The sequence below is a fragment of the Pseudomonas sp. TSRC2-2 genome, from assembly GCF_049897785.1.
Classification (GTDB): domain Bacteria; phylum Pseudomonadota; class Gammaproteobacteria; order Pseudomonadales; family Pseudomonadaceae; genus Aquipseudomonas.
Genome location: NZ_JAFCWZ010000006.1, coordinates 184,942 through 209,026, shown reverse-complemented (window position 1 = coordinate 209,026; position 24,085 = coordinate 184,942). Strand labels below are relative to the sequence as shown.

Here is a 24,085-nt window from a genome sequence, read left to right as displayed (position 1 = left end):
TGGCAAGTAGTCACGCTTGCCCTCTCCAGCTCACAAGCGGATATCAGGGCCTGAGAGCGATTGGTCAAAACACTCATAGGTAGTTCGGCATGCAAACCTTGCTTGATAAGCGACTTCAGCGCCTCAACCGCATTAAGCAGGTGTTGCTCGTAATTGAACTGGTGCTCCTTGTTGTTTCAGGGGTATATGTGTCTCAACAAGAAGGATCACCAACGGTCATGTGCGCGGTGAATTTTGGCCTGCTCATGATAGCTGCGGGCGCGCACTATGGTGTTTCGTCACGGATTGAGAAACTCAAATTCCAAGCGAGTGGGTACAGATTTTAAGGTAGGCCTGCAACCGCGATGAGCATCTGCTCGCGGAAGGGAAAAACGCTTCCCGCTGGGAAGAATGGCACGTTGAATTCTTGGAGGGGGAGGGCCTTAGAACGGCACCTCACAACCCTCCAGAAGGCTGGCTGCTTCAGGCAGCGATGGCCTCTCGCTGTCGAGCCTTCCATGGATCATTCGCACGAGCCAGTCTTGCCATTTGCAATGGGCTAACAGAGTTCCCGACCAGATGGCTTTGCTGAGTCTTGTTCAACTCCCGGCCGTCGTGTCCTCGATCGATGATATAGCTCTCGGGAAATCCCTGCGCACGATACAGCTCACGTGGTTTTAGCATACGCAAGCAGATGTCGATCATCAGGTACTTGGTGCCATTAACATCGACAGTTACCAGGGCCAGCTTATCTGCAATGGTTGGTTGAGGTGGGAGCGTCGAAGCCTTTCCATGCTCCACCATAAAATCTGCGACACGCAGAGCACCGGCCATTTGTTCCTCGGTGATTTGCAGACCAAGGTCAGAAGCTAGTTGCATCAGTGATGCGGTGGCCAGCTGCTGTTGACTGCCCGCGCTAGTGATGGTGCTGAACGGCGCCAGGGCGCTATGCGCGGGGGTCGTATTCTTGCCGCCGTTGGCCTGGACGATGATTGGTGCCACGAGCGAGAAATGACCACCTTTGACCTGCGCGCAAATAGTCCGCAGTGGACTGTCGGCCGGCATATTTCGCTGGTGTGTGGCATTAGCGTGTTCGGAGATGAATGGCGTCAGCACCGGTGAGCCCAACATCAGTTCACCACGGTTAGCGCCGGTAACGGTCCGCATCGGTTCGTCAATGCTGTGAAGGCGCACGGCACCCTGGTGAGTGACCGGGACAATAAATGGTCGTCCGTTCAGGACAAACTTCTCGATGCCAGTGGCGATCCGAACATTCGTGGTTTTAACCAATGGCCGGCTTCGCGCCCAGATGCTCGGACCAAGATCGTTCCAGTCGACACACTCAGCAGCGGTGCGGTACGGCAGTTGGCCCTTTTTCGGCTCCGCTGCGTGTGACGCCTCCGGCCACACAATTGGATGGCCGTCACATCGGGCCATCAGAAATAGGCGTTCGCGAGTGGTTGGCGCACCATCGTCGCAGGCGCGCGAAATGCGCCATTCGACCTGGTATCCCAGGCGTCGCAGGCTCGCGATGAAATGATCCCAAGTGCGATTCACCGGGCTGCCGTGACGTTGGTACTTACGACGCTGCTTGCGACGGTGAAGCGCATTGCCGGTGAGCTTGCCTTTATCCGGTACCAGAAACTGTTCGTGACGTGGGACGTGCTCGCCTTGATCGGCAACGGTGCCATCCAGCTTGATGACGCGACCGGTTTTAGCGCAGCGCTTTGCAACCAGTGGGCTCCAAAGCTGCATCTGGCGAACATTTTCCATACTGATCGCAATCGGTCGGACCTTGCCGGCCCATTTGATGATTACCCAACCAAGGTCGCGGATTTCCTTCTTTCGCGACTGGCCGCCGGCCGCTTGGGAGTGGTGGGTACAATCAGGACTCCCATGAAGAAAACCTACCGTACGACCGCGGCAAGCCTTAACTGGGTCGACGCCCCACACATCCGTTTGGTAGTGCTCAGCATGTGGGTGGTTCGCCGCATGCATGGAGATGGCGGTCGGATTGTGGTTTACGCAAATATTGACCGGCCTCTTCAGACCCATTTCCAACCCGGTCGAGGCTCCGCCTCCGCCGGCGAACAGGTCGACGATGATCCAGTTATCTGAGTCATCGAGAGCGAGTCCGTATTGCGTAGTGAAATCGATGGTTGGGAATTTTTTGGGAAAAGAACTCATGCTGTAAACACCGCTGCCAGGTCAGAGGAGGGCGCGACGCCCGTGTCTGATCCAGATCTTCCGTGTGTTTCGAAAAGTGCAACTCCAATCCCTTCTATGCGAAGTGCGAAGTGCGAATTGCACCCTGCACCAGTATCAAATCGGAACTGTAGTTTTCCTCGCCGGGTGAGAGAATGCCCGCATGATCTTTATGAGGTTTTCTCTGTGGGCAGCATCAGGTTTTTGGGATTTTTCGTTTGGCTTTGGGTCGTGGCGTTTTGGGCGTTCCCACGTGTCTATTCTGCTGTGATGGTGATCGAGGACGGAACCCTCATTGGCATGCCGCCGGAGGTCTGCCAAGCTCTCAGTCTTCCTGTTGAGAATGCACGCTGCAAATTCCGCGGAGCGTTACAAGGCACCCTGCGCCTCACTTGGGTTGTCGTAAGTGAAACAGGGGCGGCCGTGGAGTTGGATCAGGGCAAGTATCCACTGGTTTATGCAAAGTCGCATGTCGCCGGCGGTAAGCCCACGGAAGTTGCTCTATTCATGGGGTTGGGGATTTTGCTGCTCCTCCCGCTCATTTCCGAGGCAGTGCTGTATCTTCGCAGACGCGGGCCAGGAGGCGTTGGAAACGCGTAAGTCCTCTTTGTCTTGAATGGGACGTTCTAGACGACCGAAGCGATCAGCCAGCACCACACAAAGCGCAGTGAACGCACTCGTGTGCTGCGGGTTATTTCCTTTTCCCGAGAAGCTTTCAATTAACCAGCCGTGTCCACCCCATAGACCGGAAGACAGGGCGGCTAGCACTACAGCAATAACCCCTAGCACAATCACTATTTTCATTAATTGATTCCTTGGCTTTGATCGGTTTTCGTTGACGAGTTATGAGCTAGATGTTGTGTTAGACCAGCTTCGCCTGCATATATTTTGGGGATGCTCTAGACATCAGCGCGTTGATCGAAAAGACCTACGTGAACGCCTTCCTTCTGCATCCGACAAAGCGCTTCGAACAGCGGCGCCAGTGCGTCATATTGCTCTGGCTTGATACCAATGCTTGCTGCTTCTTTCACCTTGATTGCTTCATACAGGTCGCGCATGGTCGCGCCTTCTGGGAGACCCGAAAGAATCGAAAGTACAAGTTGTTTCTTTTCGTCGTTGAGCTTCACGCCTGCGTACTGCTCAAGCAGTTGCACGATAAACTCAGGGGAGCTGCGGGCCGCTTCAAGAGGATCTAACCTGAGCGGTTCAACACTGCCGCCGAGAATGATCATATGGCGAGCTTTGGCAAGATCAATGTCTATCATTTGCCCCTCGCTGTTCTTGAACTGCATGGGGAACTGCATTATGAGTGGTAGCGCAGTCGCTCGCTTCGCAGCTCGGGTGTCTCCTAAGAAGACGTGGTTTGAGGCCTGAGCGACGATGCTTTCGGCAGCGGTGGCGCGCCGGTTGTGTTCGATGGACGCTTTGAAATCGACACAAGAGTTATCGTTTATCACCCATTCGGGTAACTCCATCAGAGCTTGCAGGCCGCTCTCTGCGTTTTTGGCCCACTCCAGAACATCCTCGAGGTTTTTCAGATGGCCACCTTCGATGGCCAGTCGTAGATCGCAAGCCTCATACATGCGTCCGGCCATTTCGCTCTTGTCGTCCGAATCTGGAGTTTTCAATTTCATAGCGTTTCTCACTGGTGAATGTCGTGGGAGGGAGAACCCCCATTTCCTACCGACGCAGCCGGTACTAGCCGGCTTGAACTTTGCTCACGGCGTATCGAGTTCAAAAGCGATACAACTATCGACCGTTGAAGTGCGAATGCAAGTACGAACGTAGCCCCGATGATTCCAACGGTTACCCGATTGAAAGAAAGATAATCGCCAAACACAACGCCGAGCGCGGTGAGAGCTACGGCGATCAGGATTACGAATTGCGAAATTCGTCGCAGGCTTTCAAGCTTTTCGATAAGGCTCTCGCGTCCGCCCATTTGTTCTTCAACGCCCATGCGGTCTCCTCTTTAAGCACGCTGGTCCTTCCATTACGATTCTGTGGTCAGTGGCCATCATCGAAGGCTTTGTCCGGAGAAACCCAGTGACATCGAGAGTTCCTGAGCCGCAGATGTACCGATGCGCTTGGCGAATCGGTCGATCGGGTTGTCCTTGACCGAGAAGTCCACAACCTTGCTTGCGCCTACGACTTCGCGCGCCACATAGTCCACGTCGCCCAACTGATCGATAAGACCAAGCTGCTGTGCCTGTTGGCCCGACCAGATTAGCCCTGAAAAAAGCTCTGGATGGTCCGCTGACTTCAGCCTGTCGCCGCGGCCGGCTTTGACAGCCTCGATGAATTGATTGTGGGTTGTCCTCAGGACCTCGCCCCAGAAAGCGGTTTCTTCGGCGTTCCTGGGCTGAAATGGGTCCAGAAACGCCTTGTGCTCGCCAGCGGTGTAAGCCCGCCGTTCAACCCCCAGTTTCTCCATCACACCGACGTATCCGAAACTTGCGGCCGTGACGCCGATGGAGCCAACCAGACTGGCCTTGTCTGCGTAGATTTCGTCGGCCGCGCTGGCGATGTAGTACGCACCTGAAGCCGCCAGATCCGTTATCACAGCAAAGACTTTGATATTGGAGTGCAAGCTGCGTTGACGCTTGATCTCGTCATACACATAACCAGCCTGCACCGGGCTTCCACCTGGACTGTTGATCTTCAGCACGACGGCCTTAGTACGGGGATCGGTGAAGGCCTGACCAATGCTTTTTTTCAGTGTCTCAGCGCTGGCTGATTCGCCCTCGGCGATGGGGCCGTTTACATCGATCCGCGCCGTAATTTCTTTGGCGTCAGCGCCGTCGGCAGCGAAGTGCTCGACCGCTAGCGTGGCCGCGACGATCGCAATGGTGCCTATCCACATTACGTACTTGACGTACTTGAAACGGCGCCGGCTCCGTTGTTCTCGGACCAAATCGCGTACCAAATGGTCGAGCACCTCAATAGGTTGAGTCATAGGTTGAGTCATAAGTTTACTCGGTCGAGTTCTGAAAATTGGGGTGAGGATGCCCCAGCGTGTGTCAGATATGGGCCAGATTGGCCCCTAAACGCTGACCCAATTCCGGAAAACGTGTTCGAGAGCTTTGCGAATGTCCGGAAGTCGGCGATTCAGCTGTCGGCTATTGTCAGATGCTTGCGGTTTGCCCAACTGTGGCAAAATCGCGTGCAGCTTCTGGTAGTAATCGGAAGTTGAGTAGTGAGGCCGGCTATCCTGCCTCCAGACCATTGCAGGTGCCCTTGAATAATCCTTCCACCACATTGCCGGTTGATACGCTGAGCGAAGCGCTGCGGCAGGCCCCATATTCTCTGGAAGCGGAACAAGCTGTTCTGGGCGGCCTGCTGCTTAATAACTTGGTGTGGGAACAACTTTCGAACGTGGTGTCGGAGGGGGATTTTTACTTCGCCGATCACCGTCATATTTTTCGCATCATCAGTTTGCTCGCCGAACGTGGTCATCCATTCGACGTGGTTACCGTGCGAGATCGGTTGGTGCTGGAAGGGATGGCTGAGGGCTCACCTCACCTCGACTACGTCAATGCGCTGGCCAAGAGCACTTTAACGAACGCAAATGCACAAACATATGCAAGAGTCATCAGGGAGCGAGCAAAGCTGCGTGAGATCATCGCTACATGCGAGGATATTCAAGCTCACGCTCTGCGTCCGGAGGGTAGGTCGGCGTCAGACCTCATTGAAGAGGCCGAGCGGAAGATTCTTCTAGTCGCCGGTAAGCAACCAAAAGAGGGCGGCCCCGTTGGGGTCAACGAGCTACTGGTCAAAAGCCGGGAAAAGATTGAATCCCGCTCGAAGAGCCAGGTAGCCGGGTTGCGCACTGGGTTCGATGACCTGGACAAAATAGTCGATTCACTGCAACCCGCTGACCTGGTCATTGTCGCGGGCCGCCCATCGATGGGCAAAACGACCTTCGCGATGAACATCGTAGAAAATGCGGTGCTCAACTCCGACAAGGTCGTGATTGTCTACTCGCTGGAGATGCCCGGGGTCTCATTGATCAATCGTATGATTGCTTCGGTTGGCGGAATAGACCTGACCAGTGTCAACAACGGTCAACTCCAGGAGACGGATTGGCCGAAGCTGGTTAAGGCGGCCGACATGCTCAACCAGCCGAATCGCTTCTTCATCGATGACTCCTCAGGAGTAACGCCGTCTGAGATGAGGGCAGAGACACGGCGAATTTTCAGAGCGCATGGCGAGATCGGCCTGATCATGGTCGACTACTTGCAGCTGATGAAGATTCCTGGTTCAAGTGGGAAAAACCGGACCAACGAAATTTCCGAAATCTCACGATCCCTGAAGGCTCTGGCTAAAGAGTTCGGATGTCCGGTGGTTGCGCTTTCACAACTCAACCGAAGCCTCGAGTCGCGGGCCGACAAGCGCCCCCTCAATTCAGACTTACGCGAGTCGGGGGCCATTGAGCAGGACGCGGATGTGATCATGTTCGTCTACCGAGATGAGGCGTATTACCCCGACTCGAAATACAAGGGTACTGCCGAGATTATCATTGGCAAACAACGTGAGGGCGCCACTGGGTTTTGCAGGCTGGCGTTTGTCGGAAAATACAGTCGATTCGAAAATCTAAAGGCAGGAACTCACGAGTTCAGTGAACTTGAGATGGGACGAAAACCCCCGAGAATATCTCCCCGGGTTGGTCGAGTTCATGTCCCAGAGGTCGCTACCGTCGAGAACTTTAAGGCGTCACGTCGCAAGAATAAGCCCAAGAAATAGCTGTGACTGCCATACCCTGTTAATCCTGGATGAGCAAATGCTGAACATCAATGGCCGGAGCTTGCTCAGCATTTGAGTCGCCCGAATTCACAGCGTCTCGGCGGCTTAAAGGGATTGTGTCGGCTTCATAAATAAATACGAAATTCTGGAAATAGCTGCGACTACGAACACAGAAGAAGCCGCATGGCAGGCGGGTGGTGTGTAGCGATCTTTTCCCGGAACTCGATAGGTGCTAAGCAAAGTCTGCCAAGGATGCAAATTCGCCTTCGTACTTGAAGCTGATCAGCGCGTGCAGGTCGCGCTTTACGCTATCCCCACAGTGCGATTTCGCGTCCTCGTAGTAATAGAGTTCGGTCGACCTCAAGTCTTGGACAATGTCGATCTAGGACACGTCATACCAACCGCGTTCTTCGCCTGGTTCGGCGTCATATTGCGCCTTCAATACAAACCGGCTCTGCGCTTTCCACTTGTACGCACCGTTGCTGGGTTCAAATTGGTAAAGGAGGCCAATTTTAGCGTCGAGCTTCTGGAGCGCTTCTTGAGGTGTCGCACCGCGTGCAGATGGAAAAAGGGGATTATCCCCAAGGAACGCTTGGGTTTCCGTACCTTGAAAGTCGTCCCCTTCGAGCATGTCGAAAAGAAAATCAGTGGCCGAACGATGAGCGACGATTGCGCGGAAACCTCCGCCGTAACGTTCACCTTCCACGCCTAGATGGTCCTGCGTGGCTTCCAGATACTTATTGAGTGCATTCAATTCCATGTCTTCGTACTCGATCCAAGGGCTGATAGAGGGACTTTGGTAGGCATGGTCTTTTCCCTAACCTTTGGCTATGTAGTCTGCTTTGAGCCACATCGACCGCTCGCGGGTGTCGTATTGAGGGCCAGCAGAGGCATAGCCAGCGACCCGACGCAGTGGTATCTCAAATTTTTCGTGAAACCCACCGATAGGATTAGTTGTGCTGATGGCACCTTGGGGGAACGTTGTCGAGGTGTAGTCGATCACGCCTTCGTGGATAGACCCATCGTCAAGAAGGAACAGAAACACCTCACTGGCTGAGGATGGAATGCCTTTGGTGAACGTCAAAACAAAAGGCTTCCCCTCAGAATCTACTACTTGGTCACTCACGGCCTGTGCCTGGTGCCCAACATCATAGTTTGACACACGGAAACCAATAAAATCAGTCGTTTACGGAACCTGCCGCGATGCCATTTTTACAACATAGATTGACACAACGCATAACGATATCCGAATGACGGGATGAGTTTATAACAACATAGTTTGACACTACCCGCGGGAGCCTTTTTAAAGTCGAGATTGCAGCCGAACAAAATATTGTGACACCACCGGCTCAGTGAACTCAGGGGTAAACGGCTTAACGGAGCATGCCAGCTGAATGAATATTTTGACAAAAATGCCCTTGGGGGCGCGTACCCAATTGTGATGGTTCTACTTAGCTGCGGTTAGATCGAAATGACATGCCCTCATTTACCTCAATCAGCATTTGTTCGACCCGATGTGTGCCGTGAGTTGTAGTGAGCATCGCTGTTGGACTTTTACCCGAAAACCGGGATTTCGGTTTGGAAAGCCATTGTTTGGCCTTCTCTGCGTCCCCGAAGATCACATCGGCCATGGCGGTAATATGTGCAAAGCGGAACAGGCGATCACTCTCATCCACCGTTAAAAGCTGATTGCTGACCAATTTTGTTTTGAGCATTTTGAGTGGAATAATTCTGTCGCGTTCTTCCGGACTTATAGTTCCAACGTCGCAAAGCGACTGGATCAGGCTGGCCGAGAAGCCAGCTACGATAATGTCGTGAATGTCCTGGTCAGAGGCGTTTGAGGGGATATTAAGAGACGCCTCCAGCCGGATGCGGTAGGCATGATAAGCTTCATCAAGCAGGACTCCAGCAAACACGGGCTGCACTGATGTTGTTCCATGCGTAGGCTTCAGCACTATTGCGCCGTCCGCTACCGTAATCGTCAGATCGTCCCCCACACCTACTCCCATTTTGGCAAGCAGTTCTGGGGGTAAATCAACGATGACATCACCGCTACCATCCTCAGTATCCTGGCATTTGACTATCCAGCGCTCGCTCCCACTCATGATCGTCCGGTTCTCATTTCGTAATTAGAGAAGACGCATCATTATGCTCGCGCGCAGAGCAGATCCAGTCACTGGATAACCGTGCATAGAGGCCATTCCTGCCGGTTATTGCGACGAGCGGCTGCACTCTCCGGCGCATCGGCAAAGATGTCAGCTAAAAGCTCGACTACACGCCCGCTGTTTCACGTTCGAGCACCACATCGGACGGAAATGGGTCAACGGCAGCCATTGGTCTGGTCAGAAAGATATTCGCCAAAGGGAAGGAAAAGAAGCCCAACAGAGACCGGCCTCAACTTCGTCGCATCTCGACTGCTCGCGACTCAAAACGAGGCGTACATTTTTCTGACCTGCAGATTTAGTGATAATGGTCGGCTCGACAAGCGCGCCGGCCACTTTCACCACCGCTGTTTCACTTTTGAATGGACACAATCGTAGCTCTACCACCCTCTATCAGGAAGGAAAAAGATACACGGTCTCCGGCCGTCAGCCCTGTCAACTTATCTTGCGTTACGGAAAAGACCATGGTCATCGGCGGCCATCGCACGGCAGGCACAGCGCCGTGAGAGATAGTCACCGTATGCTTCACAGTATCGATAGCCTTGATCGTTCCATCGGCATTCGCGACTGGAGCCTGCTTTGTTTCCTCAGTCATCTGCTTGCTCTCCATACCGTCCATCTTCATACCCGGCATGTCCTCTGCCAGGGCAGAAAAAGACAACGCTACTACGGTGCTGGCAACTGCAATCAGGGTCAGTTTCATACGACACTTCCTTCAGGTTTGACGGTTTCAACGGAGAGGTGCCGGCGACGCATCAGGCGATAGGCTGCCGGAATGACAAACAGGGAAAGCAAGGGTGCCGTGACCATGCCGCCTACCATGGGCGCAGCAATGCGGCTCATCACCTCGCTGCCGGTCCCGCTGCCCAGCAAGATGGGTAACAAGCCGGCAATGATGACGGCCACGGTCATGGCCTTGGGTCGAACACGCTGCACGGCGCCTTCACGAATCGCCGCAACCAGACCGAGCTCAGTGCTGTCGCCGAGGTCTTCACGTTCGGCCCAGGCGTTCTTCAGGTAGAGCAACATGATCACGCCAAACTCGGCGGAAACACCGGCCAAGGCGATAAAGCCGACCCCGGTGGCGACTGACAGGTTGAACCCCAACAGATAGAGGAACCATGCCCCGCCCGTGAGAGCGAATGGCAGAGTGGCCATGATCAGCAAGGCCTCATCGAAGCGGGCAAAAGTCAGGTAGAGCAGCACGAAGATGATCAACAGCGTGGCAGGCACCACCAGTTTGAGTCGTGCGTTGGCCCTTTCGAGAAACTCGAACTGCCCTGAGTAGCTCAGGCTCATGCCGGGCTGCAACTTGACCTGCTCATTGACGACCCGTCGTAGATCAGCGACCACCGACGCAATGTCCCTCCCCCGCACATCGACGTACACCCAGCCCGAAGGTCGTGCGTTCTCGCTCTTGAGCATCGGTGGACCGTCCGTGACTTTGACCTTCGCCACTGTGCCGAGGGTGATCTGGCTACCTAGCGGGGTATAGATCGGCAATTGCTCCAGGGCGCCGAGCGAGTCACGCCACTCCCGTGGATAGCGCACGTTGATCGGGAAGCGTGCGAGCCCTTCAATGGTCTCGCCGACGTTTTCACCGCCGATAGCGCCGGCCACGATGGACTGCACATCGGCGATATTCAGTCCGTAGCGGGCGGCGGCTTTGCGGTCGATATCCACATCGATATAGCGACCACCGGTCAGACGCTCGGCCAGAGCCGAACTGACGCCGGGCACGTCCTTGGCCACTCGCTCAACCGCCTGAGTCGCGGCATCGATCTCCGTCAGGTTGGTGCCGGCAACTTTCACTCCGATGGGACTCTTGATCCCCGTAGCCAGCATGTCGATACGGTTACGAATCGGTGGTATCCAGATATTCGTCAGCCCAGGGACTCGTACCACTCGATCCAGTTCTTCCACCAACTTTTCCTGGGTCATGCCTGGACGCCATTGCTCGTGCGGCTTGAACTGGATCGTGGTTTCGAACATCTCCAGCGGTGCGGGGTCGGTGGCGGTTTCAGCGCGCCCCGCCTTACCGAAGACGTGTTCGACTTCAGGCACGGTCTTGATCAGACGGTCAGTCTGTTGCAGCAGTTGTGCCGCTTTCTGCGCTGACAATCCCGGCAGAGCTGAAGGCATATAGAGCAGGTCGCCCTCGTCCAACGGGGGGAGAAACTCGCCACCCAAGCGAGACATTGGCCATAGCGCACTGACAAAAACCAATAGTGCCACCAGCAGCGTGATCTTTGGTCGACGCAAGACTGCGTCCAGGGCTGGCTGATAGATCCGAATCAACCACCGGTTCAACGGGTTCTGATGTTCACTGGGAATTCGTCCACGAATCCAGTAGCCCATCAGCACCGGCACCAAGGTCACTGACAATCCCGCCGCTGCGGCCATGGCGTAGGTCTTGGTGAAAGCCAATGGGCCGAACAGCCGTCCTTCCTGAGCTTCCAGGGTGAACACCGGAATGAAAGACAGAGTGATGATCAACAAACAGAAGAACAGCGCCGGGCCTACCTCTGCCGCCGCTTCGGTCATTACATGCCAATGACGTTCACCCTTCAGTTCTTCCCCCGGATTGGCCGCGTGCCATGCCTCGATCTTCTTGTGGGCGTTCTCGATCATCACCACGGCGGCATCGACCATGGCGCCGATGGCGATGGCTATCCCGCCCAAGGACATGATGTTGGCGTTGATGCCCTGGTAGCGCATGACGATGAAGGCAATCAGCACCCCCACCGGCAGCGAAATGATCGCCACCAGAGATGAGCGCAGGTGCCAGAGGAAGATCCCACACACCAACGCGACAACGATGAACTCTTCGATGAGCTTGTGGCTGAGGTTTTCCACGGCGCGGTCGATCAGCTTACTGCGGTCGTAGGTGGTGACGATATCCACCCCGGCCGGCAGACTGCTTTTCAGTTCGTCGAGTTTGGTCTTGACCGCGGCAATGGTCTCGCGAGCATTCTTGCCGCTGCGCAAAATCACCACGCCGCCGACGGTCTCGCCTTCGCCGTCGAGTTCAGTAATGCCACGCCGCATTTCCGGTCCCAACTGGATCGTGGCGACATCGCCAAGGGTTACTGGCACTCCTCCCGAAGCCAGCTTGAGCGGGATCGCCCGAAAGTCATTGAGCGTCTTCAGGTAGCCGGAAGCCCGCACGATGAACTCGGTCTCTGCCATCTCCAGCACCGCGCCACCGGTTTCCTGGTTGGCCTTGCCGATGGCTTCGGTCACCTCAGCCTGAGTAATACCGAGGCTGGCCAGTTTGAGCGGATCAAGCTGGACCTGGTACTGCTTGACCATGCCACCCACGGTGGCTACTTCTGCAACGTTGGGCAGGGTCTTGAGTTCGAACTTGAGGAACCAGTCCTGAAGTGCGCGTAGCTGCGCCAGATCGTGTCCTCCACTGCGATCCACCAGTGCGTACTGATAGATCCAGCCCACCCCCGTCGCATCCGGTCCCAACGCCGGCTTGGCGCTGGCCGGCAACCGACTTTGTATTTGGCTCAGATACTCCAACACCCGCGAGCGCGCCCAGTACAAGTCAGTGCCGTCTTCGAACAGCACGTAAACGAAGCTGTCACCGAAGAAGGAATAGCCACGCACCGTCTTGGCACCCGGCACCGAGAGCATGGTGGTGGCCAACGGATAGGTCACCTGGTTCTCGACAATCTGCGGCGCTTGTCCCGGAAAAGGGGTGCGGATGATCACCTGAACATCCGAGAGATCTGGCAGTGCATCGATGGGCGTGCTCTGCACCGACCAAATGCCCCACGCCGTGACAAACAGCGTCGCCAGTAGCACCAGGAATCGGTTGGCCACTGACCAACGAATCAGGGCAGCGATCATGGCTGGCTCCCCGATTTTTCCAGGCGCTCAACACGCAGGCCATCGTCGGTCTGACTCACCGCAACCCGAACCTTGTCACCCGTTTTGAAGCCCTGCATCAGCGCCGGGTTGGCGAGTGGGAACGTCATCGTCATGCCAGGCATACCCAGCGTTTTGAAAGGACCATGGGCGAGCGTGACTTCTTTGTCGTTGATCTCAACGATCTGCCCATCCGCTTCATGAAAGCTGGAGGCTGCTGCGCTGGGTGGTGACTCTTCCTCCGAGCTTGCAACGATGCCCTTAAGACTGGCCTCCGAGTCGAGCAGGAACTGGCCAGAGGTCACCACCTTCTGGCCTTCTTCCAGACCTTTCACTATCGCCGTCTTGCCATCGCTTTCCTGCCCGAGTTGCACCGCCACGGGACGGTAGCGGCCGGCGTCTGCGGCGAGCATCACCAAGGCACGTCGGCCCGTGCGAATCACCGCTTCGCTCGGCACCCACAACACACTTTGCTCGGTCGAACGATTCAGGTGTACCTGCGCTGTCAAACCCGGTCTGAGGCGTCCGTCCGGATTGGGTAACTCGACACGTACGCGAAGCGTGCGGCTGTCCGGATTGGTCTCGGGCAAAATCGCGCTGACCCTGCCGTTGAGTATTGTCCCTGGGAAAGCTGGCAGGCGCGCTTCGACCGCCTGCCCCACGGTGATTGATCCGGCATCCGATTCTGGAACGGCCACGGCTAGCCAGACACTGCTCAAGCCATTGACGCGTGCCAGAGTATCGCCAGTCGCCACGGTCATTCCCGCACGTACGTTCAATTCTTGCAGTACACCGGCAATGGGGCTGGTCAGCGTCAGGTAGGGCTGAACCTTACCGCCACGCTCTACATCGGTAATCAGTGCTGCCGGCATCCCTGTGAGCCGCAGTCGTTGTCGGGCCGCATCCAACAGGGCAGCATCCCCGTTGCGTTTCAGGGCAAGGAACTCTGTCTGGGCAGCGGCCCACTCAGGCACCAGAACATCCGCCAGCGCCGCGTTGGCTTTGAGTACATCGCCGGGAGCATGGGCATAGACCCGCTCCACAAAGCCAGGGGTGCGCGCCTGAATCACAGCGACATCACGTTCGTTGAATCCCAACACACCTGTCACGTCGAGGCTGGAATCAAAGATCGCACGGCTGACTGTCGCAAAACGCAGGCCGAGATTTTGGGTCAGACTTGGATCGATACTGACGGTCGCTCGGTCCCCTGCGCTGCTGGTGTACTGCGGGACCAGTTGCATGTCCATGAAGGGAGACTTACCCGGCTTATCGAACTTTTGTTGCGGGTACATGGGGTCGTACCAATAAAGTGCTTTGCGTTCGCCCGGTGAATTGAGGCTCTGCTCTTGTGTGGTATTTGGTAGTCCACTCATACGCTGATGCGCCAACCAGTAACCACCGGCAACACCTAAGGCCAGCGAGATGCCAACCAGCAATGCCCCGTTCCCTTTTTTAAGGCTCATTGGCTGGACTCCCCATAAGCAAAATACAACCGCGCACTGGTCAGCGCTCGCTGCTCTTCCACGTCGATCTGTTTGAGGCGGGCCTCGATGAGTTCACGTCGGGCAGCAACAACGGCGTTTAAATCGCCTTTGCCCGAGCGATAACTGGCCATGCTGAGTTCGACCTTTTCCTTGGCCAGCGGCAACAGGCTTTCCTGGTTTCGGCGCACGGCACGATTCAGGCGCTCATAGTCGGCCAGTTCGCTCTCTAGTTGCTGAGTGTGCTCGCGTGACAGAGCTTCGCGCTCGGCCTCAAGCTGACTGAGTTCAGCCTGTTTGGCTGCGATTTTGGGGTTTTGGCGCGAGTCAGGAAACAGCGGCAGCTCCCAGGAAAATTGCACGCTGACCATATCGCCAAACTCACGGCCGCGACGCTGATAATCCAGCTCCCAGCTCCAGTCCGACTGCTTCTCCGACACGGCTTCACGAACCTTGGCTTGCGCTTCGCGGGTCATCGGCGCAAACGCTGCCAACTCGGGGTGGTGTTGCAGTTTATGGGCGTAGCCGGAGGTATCGACGGGCCAATGCGGCAAGCTGCCCACAGGCTTGTCGTTGGCGGCGGAGCCAATCCAGCGTTTGAGGGCTGCTCGGGCCTGCGCTCTCTGGAGAATCAGATCGTCCTGTTGCTCCGCCAGTTGAGCCGCTTCTTGCTTAGGCGTCACCGCATCGGCGGGTTGAGCGCGGCCACCGGCAATCTGGGCCCTGACGGTATCGGTCAACAGGCGGTTTTCTTTGTAGAAGTCCTGGAACAGCGCATCTTTGCGCTCAACCGAGTAGCTATTGATCCAGGCCAACGCCGTGGACTGGCGTACTTTCAGACGTTCGACTCGACGCTCCGCAGCGGCGCGATCAATGGCCGCATCGGCCACTTCTATGCGCGCTTTGCGCTTGTCGCTGTTGGGCATTTCTTGCCTGACCCCGACCACTTGCATGGTCATGAAGTCCTGATCGATGCTCCAGCGATCCGGACCGCCAATGGGGTAGTTCTGCACACCCAACAGTAGCCTGGGGTCAGGTAGTTCACCGGCTGGAATAGCCGCGCTGCTGGCAGCTTGAATTTTGGCGTCTTGTGCGGTCAGCGACGGTGCATTGTTTTCGGCCAGCCGCAACGCTTCATCGAGTGTCAATGCGGCAGCGAAGCTCGGCAATGCCAGTACGCTTGCCGCCAGACCGGCCACGAGGGACCAGCCTGTGCAATAGCACTTGGAGTTCATGTTTACGATTCCTGTGATCATCCACTGCACGCGTCAAAAGACATGCGCGCAGCTAGTCCATCCCGCTAACGCGGAATGAGGCTCAATGTGGGACAGGAATCAAACGCGAGGCGGTCGCCATACCCCGGACGGGGTCTGTACGGGTAGGGAATCGCTGAAGAAGTAAAGCACTACGGGGCTGAATACGGTTACAGGAGGCTTGAGGATCGAGACTTGCAGCATGCCGCCTGTCTTGCATTCCTGGCCCGGCTTACAAGGTTTGCCGTGCTCGGAAGGGCTTTTCATATCGTTGCAGCAGTCCATCCCCATGTCGTCCATTATCGCCATGCCCATCGTCTTCATTGGGCATGGTTCTGTCGGTGCCTGAACGCCCGCCATCCCGCTGAGGGGAAGCGCCAAGCTAATCATGAAGACGATGCAAAACCGCAGATAGCGTTTCATGGACTGGAGTGTAGACGGTGCAAATGGCCCTTACAATTGGATGCAGGGCATAAACGGCCTGCCGAGAGGCCTAAGTCAGGTGATAACACCGGAGCTGGTTTATAAATCTGAGTCAATTTTTATCTGGCCACATCTCATCTTTTACCTGAGTTTGTGGACAGATTGCAGCCAAAAATAGGCGAATAGGAGACCTCAAATCAAGTTTTTGAACCCTCTTCTGCCTTCCGAGGATTAGGTGATGTCCATGGAGGACCAAGCTATCCGCACACGAAAGCAGCTTCAAATAACTTCATTGGGCGCTTGACCCTGTAGTAGGTACAGGCTGTTGAATGGTGAAATTATCCCAAGCGGTAGAAGCACCATGAACCAGGAAAACAAGCTCAAGCCGGTCCTCCGTCTTCACGTACAGAAGAAAGAAGAGTGTTGCGGATCTGACCATCAACATGGGTCTGTTAATGCTGCTGAACCCAAGCATCACAAAGAACATGGTCACGACCATGAGCATGAGCATGAGCATGCTCACGATCATGCCGATGCGTGCTGTGCTCATGGCACGCAAGCTACTGATGGTGTTGCGATTACTAAGAGTAGCCCTGCCCCGAAAGGGACCAGTAGAGTTCGCTACCGCATCGATAAAATGGATTGCCCTACAGAGGAGCGCTTGATCCGCAACCGACTGGAGCCGATGGCCGGAATTGTTCGGCTCGACTTCAACCTCCTGAATCGTGAGTTGACCGTGCATCACCGCTTGGATGATCCGCAGCCAATCGTCACCGCATTAGTCGCGTTGGACATGGGGCCGAGCCTGATCGAAGCCGGTGCCGCGCCATCGGCGGTTCCCCCGGCCCTGAGCGCAAAACTAAAAGGATTGCTGGCCATCAGTGGCCTGGCTGCTATCGCCGCTGAAGTCATCGCGTGGACAACCGGACAAGAAGGTTCTTGGCCGGTTATGGTGCTTGCGGCTCTTTCCATTCTGAGCGCTGGTTTGCCCACCCTCAAAAAGGGTTGGATTGCAGTTAAGAACCTCACTCTGAACATCTATTTTCTGATGTCGTTGGCTGTCGTTGGTGCTCTCATCATCGGTAAATGGCCCGAAGCCGCGATGGTGGTTTTCCTTTTCGCCGTTGCTGAGGCTATCGAAGCACTTTCTCTGGAGCGCGCGCGGAACGCGATCAAGTCGCTGACCGCGTTGGCGCCAGAAACCGCTGAAGTCATGACTGATGGCGGCTGGAAAGACCATCCGGTGGCGAGTGTATTACTTGGTAGTCGTATTCGGGTTCGCACGGGTTCGCGAGTACCCTTGGATGCCCGCATAGACTCAGGTCGCGCCGCACTGGACCAAGCTCCAATTACCGGCGAAAGCCTACCTGTTGATAAGCAGGTCGGGGACCCACTTTACGCTGGCAGTATCGTTACCGACGGCGTGGTTGAAGCGACTGTGACGGCCGTAGCAGGAGAAAGTACTCTTGCTCGTATCGCGGCAGCCATACAAGACGCGCAGTCTCAACGAGCCCCTACTCAGCGATTTGTAGATGAGTTTGCACGTTATTACACCCCGGCTGTAGTGGTTCTTGCCCTCTTGGTCGCTGTCTTGGGCCCTGTACTGATCGGTGGAACCTGGGGCGATTGGCTTTATCAGGCCCTGGTCCTGTTAGTGATCGCCTGCCCATGTGCCTTGGTGGTTTCAACGCCAATTACCGTCGTCAGTGGGCTAGCCGCGGCTGCCAAGCATGGCATTTTGATTAAAGGCGGTGCATACCTTGAAAGCGGCCGACTACTTAAGGTTGTGGCGCTCGACAAGACCGGCACCTTGACCCAAGGCAAGCCGGTACTGACCGATAACGAGCCGTTTGGTGATCTGCCCATCGAGATGGCTTTGCAGATCGCAGCTAGCCTCGACGAACACAGTACACACCCAGTGGCGAAGGCCTTGGTCAGCGGATGGAAATTACAGCAACCGGATGCGGCGACTCTGCCGGTTGAGGACTTCGGCGTACTCAACGGTCGTGGCGTCAAAGGCAATATCGACGGTCAATCGTGGCACCTGGGTAACCACCGCTTGGTTGAAGAGTTGGGCGTATGCTCGCCGGCCCTTGAGGCCCGATTGTCGCTACTGGAAAACGCAGGAAAAACTGTAATCGTGCTCTGCGCGGCCAGCGGTCCAGTAGCGATTTTTGCTGTGGCTGACACCGTAAGGCCTGAAAGCTTTGCTGCCGTAACTGCTCTGAAAGCGTTGAATGTCGTACCGGTGATGCTCACGGGTGACAACCCTGCAACCGCCAAGTCCATCGCCGCTCAGCTCGGCATACAGGATGCACGCGGAAACCTCATGCCGGAGGATAAACAAGCCGCCGTCGCTGAACTCAAACGCCGCTTTGGTACTGTTGGCATGGTGGGCGATGGTGTGAACGATGCTCCAGCATTGGCGCAAGCCGACATTGGTTTTGCGATGGGGGCCGCAGGGACTGCCACAGCCCTTGAAACGGCTGATGTCGCCATCATGGATGACGACCCACGCAAGATTGCTGATTTTATTAGCCTGAGTCGTCGATGTGCCTCTGTTTTGAAGCAAAACATCGGACTGGCCTTGGGTATCAAAGTTGTATTTTTGGCGCTTGCATTGTCCGGCCACGCTACGTTGTGGATGGCTGTTTTCGCCGATATGGGAGCGAGCCTGCTGGTCGTATCCAACGGACTGCGGCTACTGCGTCGGTGATACGAAAGCTGCGACTTCGTGTTCAATTACATGCCCACACAAGGAAATCAAATCATGCAATGTCCGATCTGCAAAGATACTGCCCTCGTAATGACTGAGCGCCAAAGCATCGAAATTGATTATTGCCCTCAATGCCGTGGCGTTTGGCTCGACCGAGGTGAACTCGACAAGATCATCGAGCGCAGCCAACAACAGGAGGCCGTTAGGTTTCTTCCACAGAACCCAATTCCACCCGTACAGAATGCTCCTCCAGCAGTACAACCCGGTTACAGCCAGCATGGAGATAGCCAAGCTCATGGAGATCAGCGAGGAAGTCACGGTGGCGGTTGGAGAGAAGGTGGCCACCAGAGCGGCCATCAAAGTCATGGTGGACATCAAAACCAGAGTGGGCATCAGGGGCAACAGTCGTACCGCAAAAAATCATTTTTGCAGGAGATGTTCGATTAAGGCTGCGATTTCGCGCTTTGATCGGGATATACCTCGAACCAGCACCAATTCTGAAATAGGGTGTTTCATGAGATGGAACGGTTTTGGGTATTAGCTGGTCTTTATATCCTGCAATCGACTCGTAGCAAGGGTGCTACCTGGGTGGTTGGAGTTTCAGCGAGCGGCGTTTGAGGAAAAGGTTATGAGTTCAGGACACAGTCACGGCCAAGTACGCGCCGGTCACGAAAAGTTGCTGTGGATCGCACTCACCCTGACGACAAGCTTTATGGTCGCGGAGGTCATTGGAGCTTTTGTCACCGGCAGCCTGGCCTTATTATCCGACGCGGCCCACATGCTGACGGACGTTGCGGCTTTGGCGATATCCTTGGTCGCTATTCATATAGCCAAACGCTCTGCGGATAGGAAGCGGACCTTCGGGTACGCACGATTTGAAATACTTGCAGCCACCTTCAATGCGGTCTTGCTGTTTTTAGTCGCTATGTACATCGTTTATGAAGCGTATCTGCGACTTAAAGTCCCGGCGGAAATCCAGTCGACTGGCATGTTGGTCATTGCGGTGTTCGGGCTCATCGTCAACCTTGTTTCAATGCGCCTACTGAGTGCTGCCAGTGGGGAAAGCCTCAATGTGAAGGGCGCTTATTTAGAGGTCTGGAGCGATATGGTGGGGTCTATTGGCGTCATCATCGCAGCTCTTTTGATCCGTTTCACCGGCTGGACTTGGGTTGATTCACTTGTCGCGGCTGGCATCGGGTTCTGGGTGCTGCCCAGGACTTGGTCATTGCTCAAGGAAAGCATGAACATATTGCTGCAAGGGGTTCCAGAGGGCATCGATATTGAGAAGGTAGAGGCAACGCTTTATGGCATTGAGGGGGTCAAGAATATCCACGATTTGCATATCTGGGCTTTGACCAGTGGTAAAAGTGTTATGAGCGTCCATCTTGTCGCTGACTCGGCTTCCCGCAGCGAGCAAGCTATCTTGGCTGAAGTAACCAGCCTTATGAGTGATAAGTTCCACATCAGCCATACTACCGTCCAAATGGAAGGATCTGATTTTCACGATCAACTGGCTGACGATCATGAGGGTATGGTCCACTAACTGAGTCGTGGTATTTATTTAAGCTGGATGAACGTTTATACGTCGTGATACAGATCAAAAGGGTCGATTAAAATGGTCAGAAATATTTTAAGTTATTCTGGGCTGGCTTTGTTTTTGGCTTTTGTTGCGCAGCCAGCTTTTTCAACACCTGCTAATCCAGAAAGGGTATACGGGTGGATTGAGGAAGGAATACTTTTACCAGAAAATATTGCTGTGAAAGTAAAGTTAGATACAGGGGCTCTTACATCCTCGATGGATGCGAAAGACTTAGAACGATTCCGTAAAAATGGAGATGAATGGGTTCGTTTCAACGTTAAAGTAAAAGACACAAAAACTAAGAAGGTGAGTAACGCACTCTTCGAGCGACGCGTCGAAAGAAATGTAAAGGTTCGAGGCGCCGGTGGCGCTGAACATCGTCCAGTAGTCATGATGACGATGTGCATAGGTGATAAAATTTATAAGGAAGAGTTTTCACTGAAGGATCGAGGCGACATGAACTACCCCGTATTGATTGGTCGCAAAACTTTGGGGGTCTTGGGCGCGGTCGATGTTTCACGCACATTCACTAACGAACCAAACTGTAATTAAACACCTGAATTATACATTTTATCTATACGTGCAGGGTGAATGTATTGAGAAAATAGCTCGGCAGAATTTTGCAGCTTTTTTGATGCTTGATGTGGCTGACTAAATAGTCTTAAAAAAAGCTCACCCGGATGCCGATTTTTAGGAAGAGTTAGAAGTGGCGCCATGCAACGATTAGTATTTAGTTGCATGGCTTCTAATCAAAGTATGCTCATACTATAGGGTCATTTTAGATCTTTCTCGCAGCTCCACTTATTTCGGTGTTTTCATTGATTGACGCTCAAATGTCTGCGCGAGCTTTAACGGTGTTGACGCTTTGGACTGGCAGGTACTGAACAGATCAAGCTCTGGGCGATATGCTGTAGTTTGAATACCCATCAACCCCAATATAGAATGGAATAAGTTGTCATGGGACAGTGATACGTCTCGCTGATCCTTCAAACATTGGGAGTCGAGGGTTTGACGCGACTGCATGTTTTTGGAGATCCAGATTACCATGGGGATACTAGTCTGCTCGCTGGGAGCCATGGCATAAGGAAGTCCGTGCAAGTAAAGCCCATTCTCGCCGAGGGACTCACCGTGATCAGAGACATAAAGCATCGCCGTATCAAAACGCTCAGCGTTACGCTTTAGCAGGTCGATCGTTTGCCCAAGTACATAGTCCGTATAACCGAGGCTGTTATCATAGGCACTGACAATGCTTTCGCGCGTACAACGTTCAAGTTGATTATTATCGCAAACGGGACCGAATCGTTCGAACGCCGGTGGATAGCGCTTGGAATAGGATGGGCCGTGACTGCCTTTCATGTGTAGCACCACGATTGAATCCCGCTGCTGTTGATCCAAGTAGGCTTGTAAATCTTGCAATAAGACTTCGTCGTAACACTCGTCAGCTCTACATAATCCCGTCGATTTCTGATTGTTCAATTTTTCATTTGGTACTCGGTCGCAAATGCCTTTGCAACCCGAATTATTGTCTCTCCACAGGACCGATACGCCGGCCCGCTGCAACACGTCTAATAGTCCTTCTCTGCGCAACGCCATACCGTCTTTGTAGCCTTCTTTACCCACATCCAGAAACATGCAGGGTAAGGAAACGGCCGTAGCTGTTCCACATGAGCTGACATTGGTAAAACTTAAGACACCACGACTGGCCAATTCCGGATTGGTATCCCGGGAATAGCCATTGAGGGAGAAATTCGCGGACCTGGCGGTTTCACCCACCATCAGTACCGTTAGCCGTGGTTTGCGTACACCAGCAGTAGCTTCTTCACGGCGGGCATCAGCACCAATGGTTTTTAATTCGGCGGGAACTGCTAGCTGGCGACGCGTGTACCCATGAATTGCCGAAACCACATTCGACGGAACCAACATCAACCTGAGTTCGCGATGATTACGCATCAGCGATGCATAGGATTGATAAAGCGTAAATACGACGATCGCCAAGCAGGTGAGCGCTACCGCCACCCCCATGAATCGATGAGCAAGTGCGCGGGACCACGATCTTTGAATCAAACGGACTCGAGTGATAACCAGCACCGGCATAACACCAAAGCCCAGCATCCACAGCAGTAGATCCGAGTTCAACAGCTCCGTGGCTTCGGAGCTGTCCGTCTGCATCACATTCGTTAGCATGCTGTAATCAATTACTATGCCATAGCTATTCATAAAGTAACTCGTTGCTGCCGCAACCAGCAACACGATAGCTAGCACAGGTTTTATCAATCGTCCCCAAGCCATCACGCTGAGTAATACGTAGAGCCAAATCAACACGAACCAAGGCAGGCTAAGCACGAATATGGTGTTTCCGTCTTGTAGGCCTCCCACGCCTTGCCAGACAGCACGCCAAAATGGCCAGTTACTAAACAATAGAAGCCAAGTCGAAACTGCAAGAATTAACTGATTGCTGCCGAGTGTGATTTCCCAACTGCGAATTGGTACTTTGTTATTCATGGGTACTCCGGAAAATCTCGACGTATCCAGGCGCGAACTGCCACTGGAGTGTCACTACATTTTAGGTAAGAAAAAATCGCCAATAGCGCGGTGCAACTCGTGGATGCACCAGTGACCCTGAACGTTCTCGTCAGCTAGTTGGCGATCTGCGACTAGCCAAACCGCCAGACACCCCACGCTGATGAAAATCTTTTTCATGAGGTAGCACCCCAAGTAAGTGACGTGGCTGTAGATCCGCTCGATTCGTCCTTGAACGCCAGTAGTTGTGCTGAAGCGAGGTATTGGATACGGGTGCGCGGAGGGCCCAGAACACCCGTAAACTTGCGGTTGGATATTTCAAAGAAATTAGTGTTGGAGTCCTTGGCGCTTCGTGCGGCGGGAAGGATCACTTGACTGAAGAACTTCTTTTCTCTGTGGGCCATCGAGCGCTTGTCTACAGCAAGATGGATTTCGTACCGCAGGCGCGGTTCGGCGACGTTGTGCATATCACGAGACTGATAGGTGCGGCTAGCCTCCGACGAAATGCTTTTTAGTTTGCGGCCGAAAAACAAAATCGGCGTTGAAGCGCCCACCAGGTTCAACCGCTTCCGGATGCTGGTCATCGTTCCGCCAGACAGTGCGAACTCTGAGCTGAAATCAGACCTTGCTGTGCAAGCATGACGCCGTAAAAAACTTCGATCATCGGGGCGCAAGTCATTACGGCAGTGTTTAGACTCCAGCGCCACTATGCCTTTACTCTTAGATGCGACCTCAATCCATGCGTGACTTTTGCGGCACCTTTTCGGTGTCCGGCGGAGCTTAACGTTGGTAGTGTTCGAATTTTCGCGGAAGGCTTGGGCATCTATTATTAGTACTGGATTGGGGATCAAATCAGTCTGTTGCTGCCCGGCTTGGGCAGTTTGGATTTCCCACTGTGCATCTGCGAGGCTTGGGTTATTGGTCAATGCTATTTGAGGTTTGGTCACAGCCTCGGCGTGGGTTGCCCGAAGCAACGCCGTCATCAACGACGAAACACGAGACGGTGGGCCAGCCGCCCACAACATTTTTCTAATGCGAGATGGCATAACGAGATTTACGCCCCCAAAGTGCGCAGTTTCTTTGTTAACTCATAAATATTTGATGGTCTAAAAGACTTCTGATCGATTTCTGCCGGCTGAATTCGATCAGAA

Annotated in this window: 21 protein-coding genes; 6 read left to right on the top strand and 15 right to left on the bottom strand. The window is 54.3% G+C overall.

The features are described 5' to 3' along the window. Positions 1-89: 89 nt before the first annotated feature. Positions 90-326 (top strand): hypothetical protein, encoded by a 237-nt coding sequence (locus tag ACP7D9_RS14170; protein ID WP_426158055.1) that lies wholly within the window; start codon positions 90-92, stop codon positions 324-326. A gap of 136 nt (positions 327-462) precedes the next feature. Here ACP7D9_RS14170 and ACP7D9_RS14165 read toward each other — a convergent pair whose 3' ends face one another. The 5 genes from ACP7D9_RS14165 to sppA form a co-directional block, all read right to left on the bottom strand. Further along, positions 463-2,166 (bottom strand): DNA cytosine methyltransferase, encoded by a 1,704-nt coding sequence (locus ACP7D9_RS14165; RefSeq protein ID WP_426158053.1) that lies wholly within the window; start codon positions 2,164-2,166, stop codon positions 463-465. A gap of 519 nt (positions 2,167-2,685) precedes the next feature. Then, entirely contained in the window at positions 2,686-2,988 is a 303-nt protein-coding gene (locus tag ACP7D9_RS14160; protein ID WP_426158051.1) for a hypothetical protein, read from the bottom strand. 95 nt (positions 2,989-3,083) lie between these two features. Beyond that, positions 3,084-3,818, bottom strand: a complete 735-nt coding sequence (locus tag ACP7D9_RS14155) for a hypothetical protein (RefSeq protein WP_426158049.1) — start codon at positions 3,816-3,818, stop codon at positions 3,084-3,086. Positions 3,819-3,826: 8 nt separating this feature from the next. Further along, a complete protein-coding gene (locus ACP7D9_RS14150) occupies positions 3,827-4,141 on the bottom strand; it encodes a hypothetical protein (protein ID WP_426158047.1) in 315 nt (104 codons plus the stop codon). A gap of 57 nt (positions 4,142-4,198) precedes the next feature. Beyond that, complete coding sequence (gene sppA / locus ACP7D9_RS14145) at positions 4,199-5,137, bottom strand: signal peptide peptidase SppA (RefSeq protein ID WP_426158045.1); 939 nt, start codon at positions 5,135-5,137, stop codon at positions 4,199-4,201. Between the two features lie 281 nt (positions 5,138-5,418). Between sppA and dnaB the strand changes: the two genes are divergently transcribed. Further along, the gene (gene dnaB / locus ACP7D9_RS14140) at positions 5,419-6,924 is read left to right on the top strand and encodes a replicative DNA helicase (RefSeq protein WP_426158043.1); all 1,506 of its coding nucleotides are present in this window, start codon (positions 5,419-5,421) and stop codon (positions 6,922-6,924) included. A gap of 382 nt (positions 6,925-7,306) precedes the next feature. Here dnaB and ACP7D9_RS14135 read toward each other — a convergent pair whose 3' ends face one another. From ACP7D9_RS14135 to ACP7D9_RS14100, 8 genes are all read right to left on the bottom strand, one after another. Further along, complete coding sequence (locus ACP7D9_RS14135; RefSeq protein ID WP_426158041.1) at positions 7,307-7,684, bottom strand: hypothetical protein; 378 nt, start codon at positions 7,682-7,684, stop codon at positions 7,307-7,309. A gap of 57 nt (positions 7,685-7,741) precedes the next feature. Then, positions 7,742-8,050, bottom strand: a complete 309-nt coding sequence (locus ACP7D9_RS14130; RefSeq protein ID WP_426158039.1) for a hypothetical protein — start codon at positions 8,048-8,050, stop codon at positions 7,742-7,744. Between the two features lie 325 nt (positions 8,051-8,375). Continuing rightward, entirely contained in the window at positions 8,376-9,029 is a 654-nt protein-coding gene (locus tag ACP7D9_RS14125; RefSeq protein WP_082069125.1) for an antitoxin Xre/MbcA/ParS toxin-binding domain-containing protein, read from the bottom strand. Positions 9,030-9,438: 409 nt separating this feature from the next. After that, the gene (locus tag ACP7D9_RS14120) at positions 9,439-9,789 is read right to left on the bottom strand and encodes a copper-binding protein (protein WP_045058206.1); all 351 of its coding nucleotides are present in this window, start codon (positions 9,787-9,789) and stop codon (positions 9,439-9,441) included. Further along, positions 9,786-12,944, bottom strand: coding sequence for an efflux RND transporter permease subunit (locus tag ACP7D9_RS14115; protein WP_115146705.1), 3,159 nt, complete (start codon positions 12,942-12,944; stop codon positions 9,786-9,788). The genes ACP7D9_RS14120 and ACP7D9_RS14115 overlap by 4 nt, the downstream gene beginning before the upstream one ends. Beyond that, the gene (locus ACP7D9_RS14110; RefSeq protein WP_184336318.1) at positions 12,941-14,425 is read right to left on the bottom strand and encodes an efflux RND transporter periplasmic adaptor subunit; all 1,485 of its coding nucleotides are present in this window, start codon (positions 14,423-14,425) and stop codon (positions 12,941-12,943) included. The genes ACP7D9_RS14115 and ACP7D9_RS14110 overlap by 4 nt, the downstream gene beginning before the upstream one ends. Next, complete coding sequence (locus tag ACP7D9_RS14105) at positions 14,422-15,678, bottom strand: TolC family protein (protein WP_090470168.1); 1,257 nt, start codon at positions 15,676-15,678, stop codon at positions 14,422-14,424. The genes ACP7D9_RS14110 and ACP7D9_RS14105 overlap by 4 nt, the downstream gene beginning before the upstream one ends. 99 nt (positions 15,679-15,777) lie before the next feature. Continuing rightward, positions 15,778-16,119, bottom strand: coding sequence for a hypothetical protein (locus ACP7D9_RS14100; RefSeq protein ID WP_045058202.1), 342 nt, complete (start codon positions 16,117-16,119; stop codon positions 15,778-15,780). Positions 16,120-16,480: 361 nt separating this feature from the next. Here ACP7D9_RS14100 and ACP7D9_RS14095 point away from each other — a divergent pair, with 361 nt between their 5' ends. The 4 genes from ACP7D9_RS14095 (at position 16,481) to ACP7D9_RS14080 (ending at position 20,966) form a co-directional block, all read left to right on the top strand. Continuing rightward, on the top strand, positions 16,481-18,835 hold the full coding sequence (locus ACP7D9_RS14095; protein WP_426158035.1) for a heavy metal translocating P-type ATPase: 2,355 nt from the start codon (positions 16,481-16,483) through the stop codon (positions 18,833-18,835). Positions 18,836-18,865: 30 nt separating this feature from the next. Continuing rightward, complete coding sequence (locus ACP7D9_RS14090; protein ID WP_311770672.1) at positions 18,866-19,282, top strand: zf-TFIIB domain-containing protein; 417 nt, start codon at positions 18,866-18,868, stop codon at positions 19,280-19,282. A gap of 181 nt (positions 19,283-19,463) precedes the next feature. Next, complete coding sequence (locus ACP7D9_RS14085) at positions 19,464-20,378, top strand: cation diffusion facilitator family transporter (protein ID WP_045058199.1); 915 nt, start codon at positions 19,464-19,466, stop codon at positions 20,376-20,378. 72 nt (positions 20,379-20,450) lie between these two features. Beyond that, on the top strand, positions 20,451-20,966 hold the full coding sequence (locus tag ACP7D9_RS14080) for an ATP-dependent zinc protease family protein (RefSeq protein WP_184336317.1): 516 nt from the start codon (positions 20,451-20,453) through the stop codon (positions 20,964-20,966). A gap of 249 nt (positions 20,967-21,215) precedes the next feature. Here the strand turns inward: ACP7D9_RS14080 and ACP7D9_RS14075 are convergent, their stop codons facing one another. Together ACP7D9_RS14075 and ACP7D9_RS14070 are read right to left on the bottom strand one after the other, a co-directional pair. Continuing rightward, on the bottom strand, positions 21,216-22,916 hold the full coding sequence (locus tag ACP7D9_RS14075) for a phosphoethanolamine transferase (protein ID WP_045057964.1): 1,701 nt from the start codon (positions 22,914-22,916) through the stop codon (positions 21,216-21,218). Between the two features lie 194 nt (positions 22,917-23,110). Continuing rightward, positions 23,111-23,881 carry a hypothetical protein gene (locus ACP7D9_RS14070; RefSeq protein ID WP_184336316.1) on the bottom strand — a complete coding sequence of 257 codons (771 nt, stop codon included), beginning with the start codon at positions 23,879-23,881 and terminating at the stop codon, positions 23,111-23,113. Between the last annotated feature and the right edge of the window lie 204 nt (positions 23,882-24,085).

Bases quoted from the DNA above. Each gene is read 5' to 3' on its own strand.
- ACP7D9_RS14120 (WP_045058206.1), bottom strand. From the start codon at position 9,789: ATGAAACTGACCCTGATTGCAGTTGCCAGCACCGTAGTAGCGTTGTCT.
- ACP7D9_RS14125 (WP_082069125.1), bottom strand. From the start codon at position 9,029: ATGAGTGGGAGCGAGCGCTGGATAGTCAAATGCCAGGATACTGAGGAT.
- ACP7D9_RS14150 (WP_426158047.1), bottom strand. From the start codon at position 4,141: ATGGGCGTTGAAGAACAAATGGGCGGACGCGAGAGCCTTATCGAAAAG.
- ACP7D9_RS14135 (WP_426158041.1), bottom strand. From the start codon at position 7,684: ATGGAATTGAATGCACTCAATAAGTATCTGGAAGCCACGCAGGACCAT.
- ACP7D9_RS14080 (WP_184336317.1), top strand. From the start codon at position 20,451: ATGGTCAGAAATATTTTAAGTTATTCTGGGCTGGCTTTGTTTTTGGCT.
- ACP7D9_RS14075 (WP_045057964.1), bottom strand. From the start codon at position 22,916: ATGAATAACAAAGTACCAATTCGCAGTTGGGAAATCACACTCGGCAGC.
- ACP7D9_RS14105 (WP_090470168.1), bottom strand. From the start codon at position 15,678: ATGAACTCCAAGTGCTATTGCACAGGCTGGTCCCTCGTGGCCGGTCTG.
- ACP7D9_RS14155 (WP_426158049.1), bottom strand. From the start codon at position 3,818: ATGAAATTGAAAACTCCAGATTCGGACGACAAGAGCGAAATGGCCGGA.
- ACP7D9_RS14090 (WP_311770672.1), top strand. From the start codon at position 18,866: ATGCCCACACAAGGAAATCAAATCATGCAATGTCCGATCTGCAAAGAT.
- sppA (WP_426158045.1), bottom strand. From the start codon at position 5,137: ATGACTCAACCTATTGAGGTGCTCGACCATTTGGTACGCGATTTGGTC.
- ACP7D9_RS14110 (WP_184336318.1), bottom strand. From the start codon at position 14,425: ATGAGCCTTAAAAAAGGGAACGGGGCATTGCTGGTTGGCATCTCGCTG.
- ACP7D9_RS14100 (WP_045058202.1), bottom strand. From the start codon at position 16,119: ATGAAACGCTATCTGCGGTTTTGCATCGTCTTCATGATTAGCTTGGCG.
- ACP7D9_RS14160 (WP_426158051.1), bottom strand. From the start codon at position 2,988: ATGAAAATAGTGATTGTGCTAGGGGTTATTGCTGTAGTGCTAGCCGCC.
- ACP7D9_RS14115 (WP_115146705.1), bottom strand. From the start codon at position 12,944: ATGATCGCTGCCCTGATTCGTTGGTCAGTGGCCAACCGATTCCTGGTG.
- ACP7D9_RS14165 (WP_426158053.1), bottom strand. From the start codon at position 2,166: ATGAGTTCTTTTCCCAAAAAATTCCCAACCATCGATTTCACTACGCAA.
- ACP7D9_RS14095 (WP_426158035.1), top strand. From the start codon at position 16,481: ATGAACCAGGAAAACAAGCTCAAGCCGGTCCTCCGTCTTCACGTACAG.
- ACP7D9_RS14085 (WP_045058199.1), top strand. From the start codon at position 19,464: ATGAGTTCAGGACACAGTCACGGCCAAGTACGCGCCGGTCACGAAAAG.
- ACP7D9_RS14170 (WP_426158055.1), top strand. From the start codon at position 90: ATGCAAACCTTGCTTGATAAGCGACTTCAGCGCCTCAACCGCATTAAG.